Annotated in this window: 15 protein-coding genes; 10 read left to right on the forward strand and 5 right to left on the reverse strand. The window is 42.3% G+C overall.

What is annotated here, in order from left to right; all coding sequences use genetic code 11:
- Nucleotides 1–121 precede the first annotated feature (121 nt).
- The 3 genes from uvrB (at nucleotide 122) to hprK (ending at nucleotide 6,046) form a co-directional block, all read left to right on the forward strand.
- On the forward strand, nucleotides 122–2,107 hold the full coding sequence (gene uvrB / locus FY534_RS02375) for an excinuclease ABC subunit UvrB (protein ID WP_203115070.1): 1,986 nt from the start codon (nucleotides 122–124) through the stop codon (nucleotides 2,105–2,107).
- A 62-nt stretch (nucleotides 2,108–2,169) separates the two neighbouring features.
- Nucleotides 2,170–5,061 (forward strand): excinuclease ABC subunit UvrA, encoded by a 2,892-nt coding sequence (gene uvrA / locus FY534_RS02380; protein ID WP_203115071.1) that lies wholly within the window; start codon nucleotides 2,170–2,172, stop codon nucleotides 5,059–5,061.
- A gap of 37 nt (nucleotides 5,062–5,098) precedes the next feature.
- Nucleotides 5,099–6,046 (forward strand): HPr(Ser) kinase/phosphatase, encoded by a 948-nt coding sequence (gene hprK, locus FY534_RS02385; protein ID WP_072873565.1) that lies wholly within the window; start codon nucleotides 5,099–5,101, stop codon nucleotides 6,044–6,046.
- An 85-nt stretch (nucleotides 6,047–6,131) separates the two neighbouring features.
- Here the strand turns inward: hprK and argS are convergent, their stop codons facing one another.
- On the reverse strand, nucleotides 6,132–7,862 hold the full coding sequence (argS, locus tag FY534_RS02390) for an arginine--tRNA ligase (RefSeq protein WP_072873564.1): 1,731 nt from the start codon (nucleotides 7,860–7,862) through the stop codon (nucleotides 6,132–6,134).
- A 218-nt stretch (nucleotides 7,863–8,080) separates the two neighbouring features.
- Here argS and FY534_RS02395 point away from each other — a divergent pair, with 218 nt between their 5' ends.
- The 5 genes from FY534_RS02395 (at nucleotide 8,081) to FY534_RS02415 (ending at nucleotide 13,622) form a co-directional block, all read left to right on the forward strand.
- Nucleotides 8,081–9,823 (forward strand): tetratricopeptide repeat protein, encoded by a 1,743-nt coding sequence (locus FY534_RS02395; protein ID WP_072873563.1) that lies wholly within the window; start codon nucleotides 8,081–8,083, stop codon nucleotides 9,821–9,823.
- A gap of 257 nt (nucleotides 9,824–10,080) precedes the next feature.
- Nucleotides 10,081–10,947, forward strand: a complete 867-nt coding sequence (rapZ, locus tag FY534_RS02400; protein ID WP_072873562.1) for an RNase adapter RapZ — start codon at nucleotides 10,081–10,083, stop codon at nucleotides 10,945–10,947.
- Nucleotides 10,948–10,950: 3 nt separating this feature from the next.
- Nucleotides 10,951–12,114 (forward strand): gluconeogenesis factor YvcK family protein, encoded by a 1,164-nt coding sequence (yvcK, locus tag FY534_RS02405; RefSeq protein WP_203115072.1) that lies wholly within the window; start codon nucleotides 10,951–10,953, stop codon nucleotides 12,112–12,114.
- A gap of 15 nt (nucleotides 12,115–12,129) precedes the next feature.
- Nucleotides 12,130–13,062 carry a DNA-binding protein WhiA gene (gene whiA / locus FY534_RS02410; RefSeq protein WP_203115073.1) on the forward strand — a complete coding sequence of 311 codons (933 nt, stop codon included), beginning with the start codon at nucleotides 12,130–12,132 and terminating at the stop codon, nucleotides 13,060–13,062.
- 80 nt (nucleotides 13,063–13,142) lie between these two features.
- Nucleotides 13,143–13,622, forward strand: a complete 480-nt coding sequence (locus FY534_RS02415) for a hypothetical protein (RefSeq protein WP_072873559.1) — start codon at nucleotides 13,143–13,145, stop codon at nucleotides 13,620–13,622.
- A gap of 66 nt (nucleotides 13,623–13,688) precedes the next feature.
- Here the strand turns inward: FY534_RS02415 and FY534_RS02420 are convergent, their stop codons facing one another.
- The 4 genes from FY534_RS02420 to FY534_RS02435 form a co-directional block, all read right to left on the reverse strand.
- Nucleotides 13,689–14,291, reverse strand: coding sequence for a response regulator transcription factor (locus FY534_RS02420; RefSeq protein WP_072873558.1), 603 nt, complete (start codon nucleotides 14,289–14,291; stop codon nucleotides 13,689–13,691).
- On the reverse strand, nucleotides 14,288–15,508 hold the full coding sequence (locus FY534_RS02425) for a sensor histidine kinase (RefSeq protein WP_203115074.1): 1,221 nt from the start codon (nucleotides 15,506–15,508) through the stop codon (nucleotides 14,288–14,290). The genes FY534_RS02420 and FY534_RS02425 overlap by 4 nt, the downstream gene beginning before the upstream one ends.
- A 99-nt stretch (nucleotides 15,509–15,607) precedes the next feature.
- The gene (locus FY534_RS02430) at nucleotides 15,608–16,360 is read right to left on the reverse strand and encodes an ABC transporter permease (RefSeq protein WP_203115075.1); all 753 of its coding nucleotides are present in this window, start codon (nucleotides 16,358–16,360) and stop codon (nucleotides 15,608–15,610) included.
- Nucleotides 16,357–17,274, reverse strand: a complete 918-nt coding sequence (locus FY534_RS02435; RefSeq protein ID WP_203115076.1) for an ABC transporter ATP-binding protein — start codon at nucleotides 17,272–17,274, stop codon at nucleotides 16,357–16,359. The genes FY534_RS02430 and FY534_RS02435 overlap by 4 nt, the downstream gene beginning before the upstream one ends.
- A gap of 205 nt (nucleotides 17,275–17,479) precedes the next feature.
- Here FY534_RS02435 and FY534_RS02440 point away from each other — a divergent pair, with 205 nt between their 5' ends.
- Together FY534_RS02440 and FY534_RS02445 are read left to right on the forward strand one after the other, a co-directional pair.
- Complete coding sequence (locus tag FY534_RS02440; RefSeq protein WP_072873554.1) at nucleotides 17,480–17,995, forward strand: DUF402 domain-containing protein; 516 nt, start codon at nucleotides 17,480–17,482, stop codon at nucleotides 17,993–17,995.
- A 14-nt stretch (nucleotides 17,996–18,009) separates the two neighbouring features.
- Nucleotides 18,010–18,567, forward strand: a complete 558-nt coding sequence (locus FY534_RS02445; RefSeq protein ID WP_072873553.1) for a cysteine hydrolase family protein — start codon at nucleotides 18,010–18,012, stop codon at nucleotides 18,565–18,567.
- Nucleotides 18,568–18,581 lie beyond the last annotated feature (14 nt).

Here is an 18,581-nt window from a genome sequence, read left to right on the forward strand (position 1 = left end):
TGCTGAGGATGGCAGATTGCTGTCCTTTTTTATTTTTAAAAATGGCGAACATTTGTTCTTATTTTTTGTAGAATGTGATATTCTTAATTAAAGAGGCTTCTTGCTAGGAGGTCAAACTATTTTGGAACGTGAGTACAGAAAGTTTAAACTGGTATCACAGTATCATCCGCAAGGAGACCAACCAGAAGCTATCAGAGGCTTGGTAGAGGGTGTTCAAGGATTATTAAGACATCAAACCTTGCTTGGGGTAACTGGTTCAGGAAAAACATTTACAATGGCAAATATTATTGCTGAATTAAATAGACCTACTTTAGTGATAGCGCATAATAAAACATTGGCAGCACAACTTGCGGCAGAATTTAAAGACTTCTTTCCTGAAAATGCAGTTGAGTATTTCGTCAGCTACTATGATTATTATCAGCCGGAGGCTTATATTCCTTCGACAGATACCTATATAGAAAAAGATGCAAAAATTAATGATGAAATTGATAAATTGCGCCATTCGGCGACAGCATCTATTTTAGAAAGAAACGATGTTATTGTGGTCGCCAGTGTATCGGCTATATATGGGTTGGGTAGTCCGCAGGAATATGCAAGTCATGTATTGTCTTTGCGTGTCAATAGCACACGTTCTAGGGATTCTATCCTTCATCGATTGGTAGACATGCAGTATGAGCGTAATGATATGAATTTTACGCGAGGCACATTTCGCGTTAGAGGTGACACAGTAGAAATTTTCCCAGCCTCCAGGGGCGAGCATGCCATTCGTGTCGAGTTGTTTGGAGACGAGATAGATCGGATCACCGAAATCGATGTATTGACTGGAGAAGTGGTAGGGTATAGAGAGCATGTCTCTATTTTCCCGGCGTCTCACTTTGTTACATCACGTCCACGTCTGGAAGCAGCAATTACAAGAATTCGTGATGAACTCAAAGAAAGATTGACAGAGTTGCGTGCCAATGGGAAGCTTCTGGAAGCCCAACGTTTGGAACAAAGAACAAATTACGATATTGAAATGATGCTGGAAATTGGTTTTTGTACAGGTATTGAAAACTATTCCCGTCATTTAGAAGGGCGAGCCGCAGGTGAACCTCCCAATACGCTATTAGATTATTTTCCAGATAACTTTATTACTTTTATTGATGAATCTCACGTCACATTACCGCAAATTCGAGGGATGTACGGTGGAGATAGAACTCGCAAGCTAACTTTAATTGAGCACGGTTTTAGGCTCCCGTCGGCTGCAGATAACAGACCTTTAACTTTTGAGGAATTTGAACAAAAAATTGGCCAAATTATTTATGTTTCTGCAACTCCTGGTCCTTACGAGGAAGCCCATGAACAAAAACGAGTGGAACAAATCATACGTCCAACAGGCTTGCTCGATCCGTTAATCCATGTAAGGCCCACAAAAGGACAAATTGATGATTTAGTTGTAGAAATTCAGGGAAGAATCGCTCGCAAAGAAAGAGTTCTTATCACAACTTTAACGAAGAAAATGTCCGAAGATTTAACGGACTACCTCAAAGAGATAGGAATTAAGGTTCGTTATTTACACTCTGATATTAAAACCATTGAACGTATGGTCATTTTGAGAGATTTACGCTTAGGAGTATTTGACGTTTTGATTGGTATTAACTTGCTTAGGGAAGGTCTTGATTTGCCTGAAGTTTCACTTGTTGCCATATTAGATGCGGATAAAGAAGGATTTTTACGCGCAACTACTTCTTTGATTCAAACGATTGGCCGGGCTGCACGAAACAGTCACGGAGAAGTTATTATGTATGCCGATCATATTACCGAATCAATGCGCCTTGCGATTGATGAAACCAATCGGCGACGAGCTAAACAGATTGCTTTTAATGAGTTACATGGTATCACTCCGCAAACGGTACAAAAATCTGTACGTGCTGTAATTGAAGCAACACGCTCTGCTGAAGAGGCAAACGATTTTATTCCTTTAGCAGAACGAGCTAAAAAAATGTCGAATAAAGAGAGAAAAACTTTAATTGAAAAACTGGAAGAAGAAATGCGGAAAGCAGCAAAGGAATTGCAATTTGAACGGGCCGCTGAACTTCGTGATTTAATTGTTGAATTGACTGGTTAGAGTAAGCCAATTTCCTTTATTTTTCTAAACATGACCGCTATTCGGATAATGTGAGGTGTACAATGAGCAGCGCATATATTGAAGTAAAAGGTGCGCGTGCGCACAATTTAAAGAATATTGATGTGCGAATTCCACGCGACCAATTTGTAGTCATTACGGGATTAAGTGGCTCAGGGAAATCTTCTCTGGCTTTTGACACCATTTATGCAGAGGGACAGCGGCGATATGTTGAGTCTCTATCGGCTTATGCGAGACAATTTCTCGGTCAAATGGATAAGCCTGATGTTGATTCTATTGACGGTTTGTCGCCTGCGATATCTATAGATCAGAAAACGACAAGTCGCAATCCTCGTTCTACTGTGGGTACGGTCACTGAAATATATGATTACTTGCGTCTTTTATTTGCAAGAATTGGTCAACCTTATTGTCCCAATTGTGATATTCCCATTACATCGCAAACTGTAGAGCAGATGGTAGATCATCTGATGCATCTCCCAGAAGGCACGCGCATACAAATTCTCGCGCCGCTTGTACGTGGACGAAAGGGAGAGCATCAAAAAATATTTGATGAAATACGTAAACAAGGTTATGTGCGAGTGCGTGTGAATGGTGAAACACTTGATGTACAAGAGAAAATTCAGCTTGAAAAAAACAAAAAACACAATATTGAAGCTGTCGTTGACCGTATTGTTATCCGTGAAGACATAACCTCTCGTTTAGCCGATTCTTTAGAAACCGCGCTTGGGTTGGCGGGCGGAATCGTACTTGTGGATGTTATAGGAAAAGAAGAAATTCTTTTTAGTCAAAATTTAGCATGTCCTAATTGCCAATTTAGTGTGGAAGAACTAGCACCGCGCATGTTTTCTTTTAACAGTCCATTTGGAGCATGCGAAGCTTGTACGGGATTAGGTGTTAAAATGGAAGTTGATGAATCATTGGTCATACCTAATCCGCAATTATCCATTGATGAAGGCGCCATTGATCCATGGACCGGATCGACCTCAAACTATTACCCACAATTATTGAAATCAGCCTGTCAAACACTCGGTATTGACACTCAGGTACCCATTGCTGAATTGCCTGAAGAAGCGGTTGAAAAAATTTTATATGGAAATGGTGTGCGAATTCAGTTTCGATATGAAAATGAATTTGGACAGCAGAAAACTGCTGAAATACCGTTTGAAGGTGTGATTCCTAATTTAGAACGTCGATATAGGGATACTGCATCCGAGTCTATAAGAGAATTTATTGAAGGTTATATGAGTGCGAAGCCATGTCCAGCTTGTAAAGGAAAACGGCTCAAACCCCAATCGCTTGCTGTACGCGTTGGAAATCGAAATATTGCCGATGTAACAGAGGATTCGGTTATTGAGTCGCTGGCTTTCTTTCAAAACCTACGACTCTCTGAGAAGGAATGGGCGATTGCACGATTAATTCTCAAAGAAATCCAGTCGAGATTAGGTTTTTTGAAAAATGTTGGACTCGACTACTTAACACTTTCCCGTGCTGCAGGTACGCTCTCTGGTGGGGAAGCGCAACGCATACGTCTAGCTACACAGCTCGGTTCTAGTTTAATGGGTGTACTCTATATTTTGGATGAGCCGAGTATCGGATTGCATCAACGTGATAACGAACGGTTGATAAAAACACTCGAACATATGCGTGATTTGGGCAATACGTTGATTGTGGTCGAACACGATGAAGATACCATGCTTGCCGCAGATCATATTATCGATATGGGAGTTGGCGCCGGGGCGCATGGCGGACAAGTCATTGCGCAAGGAACACCGCAAGAGGTTATGTCTAACGAACAATCGATAACGGGAAATTATTTATCTGGTAGAAATTTTATTCCTGTTCCAACGGAGCGTCGTCACCCAGATGGACGTTATCTGGAGATTCGTAAAGCTAAAGAAAATAATCTCAAAAATCTTTCCGTGAAAATTCCTATTGGCCTGTTTATTTGTGTAACAGGAGTATCGGGATCGGGGAAATCCACACTGGTTAATGAAATTCTTTACAAATCACTGGCTCGCGATTTAAATAAAGCTAGAGTAAAACCTGGAAGATACGAGTTCATACGAGGAATGGAGTATCTCGATAAAGTGGTGGATATTGATCAGTCTCCCATTGGTCGAACGCCTCGCTCCAATCCTGCTACCTATACAGGAGTTTTTGACGATATTCGAGATTTGTTTGCAACGACTAACGAGGCTAAAATACGCGGGTACAAAAAAGGTAGATTCTCTTTTAATGTCCGCGGGGGACGATGTGAGGCTTGCAAGGGTGATGGCATTATTAAAATTGAAATGCATTTTTTGCCTGACGTGTATGTACCTTGTGAAATTTGCAAAGGTCGCCGTTATAATAGAGAAACTTTAGAAGTTCGCTATAAAGGAAAAAACATAGCGGACATTCTGGATTTGACGGTAGAAGAAGCGCTTCAATTTTTTGAAAATATCCCTCGCATCTCAAGAAAATTACAGACGCTACATGATGTTGGTCTTGATTATATGAAACTTGGACAGCCAGCGACGACCATGTCAGGTGGTGAAGCGCAACGTGTTAAACTTGCAAGTGAATTGCATCGGCGCAGTAATGGACGGACATTTTACATTCTGGATGAACCGACCACTGGATTGCATGTAGCGGATATTGCAAGACTTTTGACAGTTCTTCATCGTCTTGTAGAGCAAGGGGACACTGTGCTCGTCATTGAACATAATCTGGATGTTATCAAAACAGCAGATTATATTATCGATCTCGGTCCGGAAGGTGGCGATAGGGGAGGTACACTGGTAGGGACTGGAACGCCAGAAGACATATGCAATTTGACGAATTCATATACAGGGCAATTTTTGCGACCTATTCTTGAGCGTGACAAAGAGCGTACTCGGCATGCTCAAATTAAATTAGCTGAATATAGCTTGGTTGCAGAAAAAACTGAGGGTTAATGTTTTTATTCAGAGAATGGCGAGTGGAGGGGTTCAGATGGAGCGAGGCATCACAGTGCAGGAACTGGTTGATAGTCTGGGCATGCACGTCTTTACTCCAGATGCTAATTTACAGCGAGTCATTCGTACTGTAGATATAAATCGTCCTGGTCTGGCTTTAGCTGGCTATTTACGATACCATCCAGCTGAACGGGTACAATTATTAGGTCGAACTGAGCTTTCTTTCTTGCAAGGAATGAATCCTCGAGAGCAAGCTTTACGAGTATTTGCTTTCTGTGCATATGAAGAAACACCTTGTGTCATCATCAGCCGCAGTGAAATGCCTCCAGACCCGTTGCTGGAAGAGGCCTTACGTAGAGAATTGCCAATCCTTGGTACGCAAATGGTGACCACAAGAGCCGCAGCCACTCTCTCAAACTTTTTGGAAGAACGTCTGGCCCCCGAGACACTGGTTCATGGTGTGTTGGTAGATGTGTATGGTATCGGTATTCTCATTACTGGTAGCAGTGGTATAGGCAAGAGTGAAACTGCGCTTGAATTAATCAAGCGAGGTCATCGATTAGTTGCGGATGATGCGGTATTAATTCGCCAAATTTCCGATGATACATTACTGGGCAGTCCGCCTACTTTACTTCAACATTTGTTAGAGATACGAGGACTTGGTGTATTGAATGCTATGACTCTTTTTGGAGCGGGGGCTGTTCGAACGCACAAGAAATTAGTAATGGTCATTCATTTGGAAGCTTGGCAGGAGAATAAGGCTTACGATCGACTGGGAATTGATCATCATACAATGCGGATTCTTGATGTGGAAGTTCCCTTGGTTACCATTCCGGTTCGGCCAGGACGCAACTTGGCAGTTATTGTTGAAGTAGCTGCCATGAATTTCCGCCTAAAGGGGATGGGTTACGACGCTGCTAAAGCTTTTACAGAAGAATTAGCGGGGGTCATTGCGAGTCATGTAGAGGAGAATCCTTCTTCTTAAGTATGCGTTAAATTAGACAAAAAAGGACTGCAGAGCCTTGCTTTGCAGTCCTTTTTAGGAATATTAGCTGAAACACTTGTACGGATTACATGGCTTCAGGCGCTTCGATAGCTAATAAATGTAGAGTATGAGCAAGAACATGTTTGGTTAGACGAACCAGATCCAATCTTCTTTGGCGGATAGAATGGGGAGCAGTAAGGATCGGATCGTCGTGATAAAAACGATTAAACGCGTGACTGACGAGCAGGGCAAAACGAGCTATCACTGACGGGTCATATTGATCGACTGCTCTCTCAAAAAATTCATTAGCCTGCGCAATTTGCTTAAGCAGAGACCATTCAGATGGCGTCAATGTAAAGGATTGGAGTGCAACATCAGGTACTGAAACGCTGGAATTCATTTCTTCCTGAGAAATGGTGGTTAAAGCTTTTCGCAATACACTACATGCTCGTGCATGCGTATATTGAACATACGGACCAGTCTCTCCATCAAAATTGAGCACATCTTCGTATCGAAAATCCACATCATGGATTCGATAAGTTTTCAAATCATTGAAAATCACTGCCCCAACACCTACCTGGCGAGCTACTTCATCTGGGTTGGAGAGATTCGGATTTTTACTCTCAATAATGGAGCGTGCTTCTTGGATAGCTTTTTCAAGCACATCTTCCAAATAAACAACATGTCCACGACGCGTTGAAAGTTTCTCCCCATTGAATTTCATAAGTCCGAAGGCTACATGTACACAGTTAGAGGACCAATCTCTACCCATTAAATCCAATACTTTAAATACTTGCTGAAAATGTAAGGTCTGCTCCGAACCGACAACATACAAGAGATAATCAGCGTGAAGTTTGTCATGCCGATAAAGGGCGGCTGCTAAATCTCTAGTCGCGTATATGGTGGTACCATCAGATTTTCGGATAATACATGGAGGCATGTTCCACTCTGATAAATCAACAACGAAAGCACCATCACTTTCCACTAATAGATGTTTGTCTTGCAGTTCCTCAACAACAGCCTCCATTTTATCGTTGTAAAAACTTTCACCAAGATAATGGTCAAAATGAACACCGAGCAATCGATAGGTTTTTTCGAATCCAGTCAAACTTTCTTTGATAAACCATTGCCATAAACGAATGGTTTCCTCGTCTCCATCCTCAAGCTTTTTGAAACAGTACCTTGCTTCTTCCTCTAAGTGAGGATTCTGTTCAGCTTCTTGATGAAATCGGACATATAACTGAAATAGTTCGCGAATTGGATTCTCTTTAACTTTATCTTCTGAGCCCCATTTTTGATAGGCAGCAATAACTTTTCCAAATTGAGTGCCCCAGTCTCCAAGATGGTTGATACCGATTCCTTCAAACCCATCTTCTTTTAACATCCTCAGTAAGGCTTCACCAATAATGGTGGAGCGTAAATGGCCAACTCCGAAAGGTTTGGCAATATTGGGGGAAGAGTAATCGATAGCCACTCTTTTGCCCAGAAATCTCTGTCTTGTAAACAGGTTTGCTATATGTGTGGAGGAAATTTCAAAAACTTTATTCCATATTACGCTATGTCGAATTTTCATATTGACGTAGCCGTTCTCAACGGTGACACTTTCTAAACAAGTTGCAGATTTGAGTAATTGGGCAATATCATGGGCAATTTGTTGAGGATTTTTTCTTAACTTTTTTGCAAATTTAAAGCAGGGTAACGCTAAATCTCCGAGTTCTGGGTTTGGTGGATATTCCATCAGCATAGCACAGTTTTCCGGAGTTTCCTGTAAAGTGCTCGCTATCTTATTGGCCAGTTCAATTTTTACTGTACGCATATTCTCTCTCCCCGACGTCATCGACTATTGAATTGTCCTATTATAGCATGGTTCAAAGATGACTTAGACAGACCTAGCTTCTAGAGTTTCGTTTGGGTATGGTATACTGTCCGTGATTAGTTCACATAATTTGGAGTTTTGTCAGACAACCTGCAGCTTGTAGCTGATTTCTACATGAACTGTAATATTGAATTTGTCTGGCTTGGAGGTGATTGAGCTTGAAACCTGTCTCACCCAAGCGTTCATCTAATTTGCAGGGACATTCCAATAAAGTTATTCCATTTCAACAGACGGCTGATTATTTCCATGAAAGAGGATTGGAATATTTGCGGCGCAACGATTTACACAGGGCGTTGCGTGCTTTTCAGAGAACCGTAGAGGCTGATCCAAATAACCCAGCAAATCATTGTAATGTTGCTGGGATTTTAGCGGAATTAGGTCAATTTACAGATTCGATAGCCGTTCTTGAGAAGGTTTTGCAAGAAGTGGATCCCGATATGTCCGAATGTTATTTTTATCTGGCTAATAACTATGCTCATCTTGGCCAATATGATTTGGCAGAGGAGTATATTTTACGATATTTAGATGTCTGTCCTGATGGTGAATATGTATTGGAAGCAGAGGAGATGTTAGATCTCCTTTTAGAAGAATTTGGCGGAGGTCAGGCTTATTCACGTTATGAAGCAGAGCAAGAAGAACAAGAGCGTGCCGCTGCTTTGCGTGATGGTCGACATTTGTTAGAACAGGGTAAATTTGAAGAAGCTGTTGAATGGCTGGAAAGAATGATTGTCAAGGAGCCAGAAAACATAGCTGCTCGCAACAATTTGTCCTTAGCTTATTTTTACACTGGGCAAACTGAAAAAGCATTGAAAATGGCAGAAGAGGTATTGACCCAACAGCCTGACAACTTGCATGCTCTCTGTAATTACGGGGTTTATATTAAACAGCAGTGGGGTCAAGAAGCTGCGGTTGAATATTTCAGTAAGTTTGAACCTGTATTCCCGCTCAACTACGACTTGGCCATGAAATTGGCTACTACGTATGGATTGGTTGGGATGCATGTTCAAGCAATGCGCTGCTTTTTGACGATAGCGAGATTTACAATTGATCCTGATGTCATCCTGATTCATTCCATTGCTGCTGCTGCGGCAAATGCGGGGTATTTTGCAACTGCCAAGCGTTGGTGGACTAAGTTGTCCAAAGACGAAAAAATGTATCAGATGGCTGAATATTACCTGCGAGTGCTTTCTGAAGCTGAACAAGAAGGATACAAAAAAGTAAATATTTCTTACCAGTATGATATTCCCGTACAACTGCAGTATGTAGAAATGAGACGCCGATTGAAAGAGATGGATGTTGAAACATGGCGTGACGATCCAATTTTCCGTGCTTCTCTTCAATGGGGTTTAATTCATGGCAATCAGCAGACCAAGTTTTCCATTCTCTTTGCACTTAGTCAAATCGGGGACGATGTAGCTGAAAAAATGGTTCGCCAATTTTTACGGGAACAGGATGTTGAAGAAGAATTACGTATTTACTCATTGCTTTTGCTCAAACATATCAGCAAAGTCAATTTTGTGGAAATTCGTCACAATCATCAGTTACAAAGGTTATCGCTAACAGATGTTCAAGAAGACATCATCCTTCAGGTTAATCGATATTATCAAGAAGTTTGGAGCTTAGCTGAATTATGGTTATTTCGTCAAGGATATGAAAATATCCATGGCTTGGTTAAAAAGACCTGGTTGAAATATCTGTATCTCAGATTGCCGGAAGACGATAAAAAAATTGGTAAAATTGGAATTTGGGCTGGAGGGCTGTTATATTTAGTGCTCCGTTACGAAGGAATATCAGTTACTTTACGTGAACTTTCAGAGGCGTTTGAGGTTTCATCCACTTCAATTCGCAAGGCTTCTCAAAGAATTGAGCAACTACTTTTGCAAAATGTCCAAAAAGAATAGCTGTTGTCATGAAAACTTAAACCGTTTGTAACACGCTTGCAATATGTTCGGCGTACTATACAGGTGTAGCACATTTGACCCCCTTTTAATATATTCCTTGTGGCGCCCAATCTGGGTGCCATTTTTTTAATGATGTCAAGGATAAAAACCTAATGGGATGCCAAGACAGTTGAATGGAGATATGGGTTTTGTGTCGTTGTTGAGGAATGAGTGGCGTGCTATGCTTGAAGAACAAGAGGCTAGGGAGTGGGCAGTCTGTGACGGAGCGCATACGCACTTTAGTTTTGACAGGCATGTCTGGGGCAGGGAAAACGGTAGCCATGCAATCCTTAGAAGATGCTGGTTATTTTTGTATTGACAACTTGCCCCCGATATTGTTACCAAAGTTTCTCGATGTTGTTGGTCAATCGGGAGGACGCATCAGCAAAGTTGCTTTAGCATGCGACTTACGTGGAGGAGAATGGTTTGAACCACTCCTTGAAATGGTAAAGCAATTGCGTCTCAATCAATCTTTAGAACTCTCTATAGTCTATTTAGACGCTAGTGATGAAGTATTGGTTCGCCGTTATAAGGAATCGAGACGACGGCATCCTATAGCACCTTCAATGACTTTGCTGGAAGGTATAGCTAAAGAACGAGCGGCATTGGAACAGATTCGCAATGCAGCCGATGTGGTTTTGGATACCAGTCATTGGCGTCCGAATCGATTGAAGCAGGAAATTATTCAAAGATTTGCGGAACATCAACCTCGCATGCCCGTTCATATTGTTTCTTTTGGTTTCAAATACGGAATACCAATTGATGCGGATATGATTCTCGATGTGCGTTTCTTGCCTAATCCTTACTATATTGATGACTTGCGACCGTTGACAGGTGAAGATGAACGTGTATTTGAATATGTCATGCAGTGGCCTGCCACTCAAGAATTCATAAAACGAACAGAGGGTTTGCTGCAATTTTTAATTCCTGAATTTCGTAAGGAAGGAAAAAGTCATTTAGTCATCGGTATTGGCTGCACAGGAGGAAAACATCGCTCGGTAGCCATATCGTGTTATCTTGCTCAGAGTTTGCAAAATTTATCAGATATTCAACTGATACATCGGGACAGCAGGCGGGAGGGATAAACCATGCGAAGATGGTGGTGGGTAGCCTGGACTGTTGCTTGTATCGGGGTCGGGATATTGGCAGGTACCTTGCGGTTAGCTAACTGGCAACATGGTACAGAAGCTGGCGGTATGGTTCTGGCAGCCGCAGTTTTTCTTTTGGCGTTGGGCTGGTGGCGTGAAGTGCGGCGCAATCGACAAATTGCGAATGCAGCTAAGCGGCGATTGAAAATTGTGGCTATTGGTGGAGGGACAGGACTTTCTGTAGTATTGCGAGGATTAAAGGAGTTTCAGGTGGATTTAACAGCCGTTGTAACCGTTGCAGACGACGGGGGTTCCTCAGGGAGATTGCGCAGTGATTTTTCCATGCCTCCGCCTGGCGATATTCGAAACTGTCTGGTAGCGTTGGCTGATACTGAGCCGTTGCTTGAACGACTCTTGCAATTTCGCTTTGAATCTGGTGAAGGTTTGGCCGGACATAGCTTTGGCAATTTGTTTTTGGCCGCCATGACTCATATTATGGGCGATTTTGAATCAGCAATTCGTGAGACAAGCCGAGTTTTGGCTGTACGTGGAAGAGTTTTGCCTGCCGTCAAGGAAGATGTAAAACTACAAGCCATCTTGGCTGATGGTCGAGTGGTAGAAGGTGAGTCCAAAATTCCCGAGGCCGGATCGCAAATTAAAAAGATTCAACTCGTCCCGGAAGACTTAAAACCGCTACCAGAAGTGTTACAAGCCATTCAAGAAGCGGATGGCATTGTGATAGGACCAGGCAGTCTCTACACAAGTGTTCTTCCGAATTTGTTGATTCCTGGAATGGTAGAGGCGATTCAGTCCAGTAAGGCCTTAAAATTATACATTTGCAATGTAATGACGCAACCTGGTGAAACGGATGAATTATCTGCTTCAAGTCACGTAGAGACGATTTATCATCATACCAAGCCGGGTTTGTTTGATTATGTCTTGGTAAATTCGGCTAATTTTCCAGAGGAAGCGTTGCATCAATATCGTGAGCAAAACTCGTTCCCAGTACAACCAGATATTGAGCGATTGCATCAATTGCGTGTTCGTGTGATTGCCAGAAACTTTGTGCATTATGCAACATATGCTCGGCATGACAGTCGTTTGATAGCCGAACAAATTATGTCCCTTCTTGGCTATGAGCGGGAGAGTGCAGGCGAGTGGTGAAAGAGAGGTGGAAGCATGTCCTTTGCTTCCGAAACAAAAAAAGAATTAACTTGGATTCATGAACGATCCGATTGTCAAATCAGTGAATTTGCCGCAGTGGTCAGTTCAATTGGTGTATTTGTAAAACAAGATGGTCGATTGTCTATTGTCATGGAAACGGAAAATGTAGCAACCGCACGCCGTATTTACACACAGTTAAAGGAAATGTTAAATCTTTCCGCAGAAGTAGTTGTACGTCGAAAAATGCGATTGAAAAAAAATCACGTGTACGGAATCCGTCTCAGCGAATCTCAAGCGTTATCTATGCTGGAGCAACTGAGTTGGCGTGATATGCCTATGACAGAAGGGCATCTCCCGTTTCGTATACCTCCACATACTCATACCCAGGCCTTGCGCGCTTATTTGCGAGGCATATTTTTGGCAGCAGGTTCGGTGAATGCACCTGGCAGTTCTTCTTATCATCTTGAGGTTCAGGTACCTTCTCAAGAACATGCAAAGTATGTACAGTCACTCTTGAATAGTTACCAGTTAAACGCGAAATTTTTTCAAAAGAAAAAAGCTTATATTGTCTATTTGAAAGAAGGAGAGAAAATTGTGGATTTTCTTTCCATAATTGGCGCTCATCAAGCTTTGCTTAAGTTTGAAGATACTCGAATTTTAAAAGGGATGCGCAATCAGGTAAATCGACTTGTCAATTGTGAGACCGCCAATATGAACAAAACCATCAGTGCCGCCGTGAGGCAATTGGAATCGATACGCCGTCTTGAAGCAACGGTAGGACTATCTTCCTTGCCCGATCATCTTCGTGAAGCTGCAGAACTTCGTCTTCGTTATCCGGAAGCCAATCTACAGGAACTATGTAGCCATTTGCACAATCGTGTCAGTAAATCAGGGTTAAATCACAGATTTCGCAAATTGATTGAATTAGCTGATCAAATTCAGCCGTAAACCTTATGAGTAGCTTGGTCTACTCCGGACAACAAACCCATACATTATAATGATAGACCCTGTGACGGGAGATGGGGCGTGTGCGGTTTGTTGCAAAAAAAGCGCGTAGCCCATGGGTGCAACCGCGCTGGTTGATTGTATTGGCAATCATATCTGCAACTTTCATCTTTGAAATCATGCGCTGGATTATTCCTTTTGAGTCGCGCAATCCGCTCTACCAAGAAGTTACTATTGGCGAACCGGTTATTGCTGAGTGGGTGTATAACGGGGTAGATGAAGAAGGGTATCTGCGTTTTTTCAATCGCCTAGATGATCAGACGGTGGTGCTTCCTCCCGACAGTCACTTGTTTGGTGCTGATGGGCGTTTTGTGGTTCTTGAGCATCATACCCCCACGTCCTTGACTTATGCTGAACCGATTGAAGCCTTGCCAACTCGCTGGATTTTAGTAATCCTTGGCTTAATAGCCGCTTTTGTGGCTTTAATTCTGTGGCGTTTTCAAATCTGGCGTCAAAAGGTCATGAAAAAATTTCATCCACAACGGCGTATCATGCGTCGATAACGTTACTTTTCCATCGCTATGCTCATGGTATGTATGGTCTAGTCATGAATTTGGTGCATGTGAGAATTAAAGCCATCCTTGTTCATGAGCAAGCCGAGCAGCTTCATAGCGGGAGGAAACATGCAGTTTGCTCAGGATATCGGATAGATAATTGCGAATTGTTCCATCACTTAAATGCAGTTTTAAAGCTATTTCTTTCGTTGAATATCCTTTAGTTGCCAAACGTAAGATATCAATTTCTTTCGGGCTTAGAGGATTTTGAAATTCCCAAGCGGAAAATACCAGTTCGGGAGAAATGACCTTTCCTCCTGCTGCTACTTTACGGATGGCTGACGCTAGTTCAGTAAATTCAGCGTCTTTTAACAAATAACCGTTTGCGCCACTGGAAATCGCACGCTGTATATAACCAGGGCGGGCAAAAGTAGTCACAATAATAATTCGACATTCCGGCTTTTCCCGTTTGATCCATTGTGCTACGTCCAATCCGCTCATTTTTGGCATCTCAATATCCAACATGGCAATATCGACAGAAGTTGAACGAAGACCAGCTATGGCCTCATCACCGTCTGCTGCTTCACCTACGACTTCAAAATCGCTTTCAAAGGATAGCAATTGAGCTAACGCTCGTCTGACTAACCTTTGGTCTTCAGCAATAAAGAGTTTTATCATTCGGACACCTCAATATCCTGGTGAGGTTCATGAATTTTCTGTTTCGTTTTCTGAAGGAGGGGTAGTACAAGTAATATACTGTATCCTTCATGCAGAGATTGCACGTGTAAATCATTCGGTAAATCAAGGTGTTTTGGCTTTTCACCTTGCCAGTGGAAAACTTGTCCGTCAGCTGCTGAAATTCGACTCTGGATGCCCATCAGCCCTAATCCTTTTCTGGCCGATCCGGTTGCTTTTTTGGATTGTCCATCATTTTGTACAAGCATCCATATTTTCTCCTCTTCTCCGGTTTGGTCCCGAAGTAGACGAATCCATACATTTTCTCCTTCACTATGATGAACGATATTGCTTGAAATTTCACGCAAACACGCAGCGAAGACTTGGAGCGTAGGATGATTCTGCGGTATACACGGTGAGATTTCGGTCGAAACAGACCAACCAGCCTTCTCCAGAAAAGTGCTAATCATGTGTAATTCTTCATGGAATAGGCGAGTTTGATTAAAGGCGATGTACTGTCTGACTCTGTTCAAGGCTTCCCGTGCCGCGGTTTCTATAAATTTTAGTTCCTGTTCTGCTGCTTCGTAATGACCATGTTGCAATTGACGTTGAGCTAGTTGGGCACCCAATGTCAAGCTCGCCAGTTCATGACCCATGACATCGTGCAATTCACGAGAAATACGTTCCCTCTCATTGATCTGTGTTAAAAATTCGATTTCAGCATTTTGTTGACGAAGTCTCAAATTGGCATCGTTCAGTCGGATTTGTTGGCTCATAATAAAGTACATGGCAAATACGCTGAGAGATACAGTAATGTAAACCAGAAGAGCAGGGCCCCAAGACAAATGCTGATAATGAATCATACATACAGCTTCTGCAGCAAAGATGAGTTGAGTAAGTGCAATCAGTTTTTTAGCTACTAAAGGAGGAACTGAGAAAATGATAATGGCAATCAAATAGTACTCCATATAAAAATATCCTATTGAATAAAACCAGGCGAGCGAGAGAATGATGGCCGCCTGAATGACAATAGAGAAGTAATGCCATATACGAATCGGTTTGCGAAAAGCAAACGAATATAAATACGCTGTTAAGATGAGAAGCAGAAACCCAATAATACGCTGAGTGATACCATGTACATCAAACAAATAGATAGCAGGGATAACGAGCAACAATTGATAGGATGTGCGAACGAAAAAGAGATGATTGAACATTTTCATTCGCAATCCCTCACTTATCTTTCAATTCCATTTCTTCATAGCTGCTGAAAAATTGAATCAATCCATGTAAGAACAAGCACACTTAATCACTTCTTGATTTTAGACAGAGAGATTTTTTTGATCGCGATTAAACGCTAAGCCGCCTATCACCACAAAAATCACAAAATATGTGAGCAATAGTAAGATGTCAGTGGTAGAAGGAAATTGATGGTCAACAATTCTCCAGGCGACATTGGCCATTCGAAAAGTTGGCAACCAATGGGCTAAGTGTTGCATCCAATGAGGCATGATGGCGACAGGAAACCACAATCCACCAAAGATGGAGAGTAGTATATATGCAACTGAAGAAGCCACACTCGCCGCATTTTCACCAGCCAACACGCCAATAGTAAAACCAAGTGCCATAAAGGGTAAAGATGCAAACATTATACCAAGCAATGCGCCTATCCAGAGACGAATCGGCATATGAACGTGCGTAAAAATAGCAGCAGCCGCAAACATGATAAGAATTGTCAAAAAAGCAAGCAAAAGTTGTGTGACAATTTTACTGAGGATATACTGCCTGCTTGTCAAAGGCGTGGTGCGCAATAATTTTAGCCAGCCTTGCGTGCGTTCTACTGCGACGCGGTTGGCAAGCGAGTTCATGACTGTGCCAATGGTTCCAAAACTGGCCATAGACATCAGGAAATAGGTTTTCCAAGGCAAACCACTCAAAGTTTGTGAGCTGTTCCCATATAAATTTACGTAGAAAAAATAGTAAAAAAGCGGCAGCAACAAACTTAAAATAATCAGCCTTCGGTTGCGCATGGATCGTTTCAATTCAAAGCGACATTGAGCCCAATAAGCCTTCAAGAGACAGTGACCTCCTCATAGTTCTCCTTATTCGTGATTGCGAAAAAAGCATCTTCCAGTTTGCCTTGACTGACTTCAATTTGAGAGAGTGGCAATTCAGTTCGAAGTAACTTACGCAATAGGGAGTCAGAGTCGCGTGTCCGAATTTGTACTTTACGACCTTCCATAGAGCATTCGTCTTCGGAGGTTAAAAAACGTTGCAAGTCTGCCGCCGTGAAACCTTCACCTATTTGCATGCGTATATAACTCCAGCCAGTTTTCGCTTTAATTTCAGCAGGTGAGCCATCAGCAATCAATTTGCCGTGTTGGATGACTAAAATGCGATCGGCAATAGCATCGGCCTCTTCTAAATGATGAGTGGAAAGTAAAAGTGTTCGTTCTCCGTTTTTTGTATATTCCCTCAATTGATGCCAAAAATCCCGGCGACTATTCACATCCATTCCAGTTGTCGGTTCATCAAGCACGATGAATTGAGGATTTCCAGCCATGGCTAGAGCAAATTGAACTCTGCGCTGCTGACCGCCTGATAATTTGCTGGCATCTTTGTGACGCTCTGCGGTCAAGCCTGTCATTTGTAACAATGTTTCCAGTGAAGCTGGGTTTGGATAATTGCTGCGAAACAGTTGCAGAAGTTCTTGTACACTGATCTTGTCTGGCAAAGACACATTCTGTAGCATGGCCCCAATTTGTCGGCGTGTAGCGGGTTGGCGAGGATTGCCATGTAACACAGAGATCTTGCCGTCTGTTGGTTGAATCAGACCGAGCAACATAGCCATTGTGGTTGTTTTTCCGGCGCCGTTTGGACCTAATAGTGCTACAATGGTACCTTTTTCAATACTAAAAGACAGGTTGTCAACGGCGCGTTTACTGCCATAGTTCTTGCTTACGTTTTGAAACTCAAGAATGGATGTCAATTTGTCATCCTCCACTTTTTTTCAATCTCTTATGAAAAGGGTAATGAAAAATGTTTTTCATATCTAGTCACCTGCGTCACAATAGAACCATGACAATTGTCACTGATTTGCGTACTTGTATACATACCAACTTTCTTGTTCAGACCAGTGAATCATGGTACGCTTACTGGAAGATGGTTCTTTACAGGGAGGAGTTATTGACGCAATGGCGTTACGCCCAGGTCGCGTCCAACAAATTCATAAGCGCGAAGAGCGTGGTATTGACAGGAGCAATGAGCCGTTCAAAGTAGAACGTTTATTTCGTCGGCCTGGATTGGTGGTTATTCAACGTCCGGCTTTTGAAGCGGGATATACCAATCACATGCGGGAGATATATCCACAATGGGGTATTGGAGTCAGTACTTGTCTGGATGATGGGGTTCCTGTCAAACATCCTCGTCTGAGATTTGACCATTATGTCGATCTCGTTAAAGTGTGGGAAGACCAGGAGTACATCTACATTGAAGATATGTATGTGGACGTTCTCATTTATGAGCGCTCTTATTACCATGTTATCGACTTGGAGGAATTTGGCGAGGCGGTATTTTCACGTCAAGTTTCTCCAGCAGAAGCGCGTCGAGTGTTGGACAATACTCAAAAGTTTGTAGACTCTATGAAGCGAAGTCGATTGTCTTATAATATCTGGAAACATAAGTACGGTATTAACAGACGCTATCCCTAGGAGCGAAAACTGTCATGAAAATGCTGTTATTGATTGACTTGTCCAATGATTTTATACGTTTGGAAGGTTCATTAAATTGTGGCGAGGCAGGCTTGGCGATATTGCCGTATTGTCGTCAACAAGTGAAAAATTTTCTGACCCATGGGCAACTTGTTGTAGATGCCAGAGACAACCATGATCCGGAAGATTGGGAAATATCCTCTGGTCTATTTCCTCCTCATAATCTACGCGGTACATGGGGACAAGAGTTGGTGGAAGAAATCTCAAGTTTGCATGAATTGGCAAAACAGGGTCAATGGTTAACCCTATCTAAAAAACAGTACAATGCTACTTCTGGTACAAATTTGCTTTCCATTCTGGAAGAGTATGAAGTGGACGAAATTCATCTCGTGGGTGTTTGCACGGATATCTGTGTGCGCTACACGTTGAACGGTCTTTATGAATGGAAAACGGCACAATCTCGCAATTTGCGTCTGGTTGTTCATCAGCAGGGAGTAGCTTCTTTTAACGAAGTTGGTCATTTGGATAGCTTGCGGCATTTTCCGGCTACATTTGGTGCAGAAGTTGTGTAAATGTTTAGCAGAAT

The sequence above is a fragment of the Alicyclobacillus sp. TC genome, assembly GCF_016804365.1.
In the GTDB taxonomy this organism is placed as follows: Bacteria; Bacillota; Bacilli; order Alicyclobacillales; family Alicyclobacillaceae; genus Alicyclobacillus_I; species Alicyclobacillus_I tolerans.

What these genes read in the sequence shown, in the direction of transcription:
- uvrA (WP_203115071.1), top strand. Translation starts at nt 2,170, where the DNA reads ATGAGCAGCGCATATATTGAAGTAAAAGGTGCGCGTGCGCACAATTTA.
- hprK (WP_072873565.1), top strand. Translation starts at nt 5,099, where the DNA reads ATGGAGCGAGGCATCACAGTGCAGGAACTGGTTGATAGTCTGGGCATG.
- argS (WP_072873564.1), bottom strand. Translation starts at nt 7,862, where the DNA reads ATGCGTACAGTAAAAATTGAACTGGCCAATAAGATAGCGAGCACTTTA.
- yvcK (WP_203115072.1), top strand. Translation starts at nt 10,951, where the DNA reads ATGCGAAGATGGTGGTGGGTAGCCTGGACTGTTGCTTGTATCGGGGTC.
- whiA (WP_203115073.1), top strand. Translation starts at nt 12,130, where the DNA reads ATGTCCTTTGCTTCCGAAACAAAAAAAGAATTAACTTGGATTCATGAA.
- FY534_RS02420 (WP_072873558.1), bottom strand. Translation starts at nt 14,291, where the DNA reads ATGATAAAACTCTTTATTGCTGAAGACCAAAGGTTAGTCAGACGAGCG.
- FY534_RS02425 (WP_203115074.1), bottom strand. Translation starts at nt 15,508, where the DNA reads ATGAAAATGTTCAATCATCTCTTTTTCGTTCGCACATCCTATCAATTG.
- FY534_RS02440 (WP_072873554.1), top strand. Translation starts at nt 17,480, where the DNA reads ATGGCGTTACGCCCAGGTCGCGTCCAACAAATTCATAAGCGCGAAGAG.
- FY534_RS02445 (WP_072873553.1), top strand. Translation starts at nt 18,010, where the DNA reads ATGAAAATGCTGTTATTGATTGACTTGTCCAATGATTTTATACGTTTG.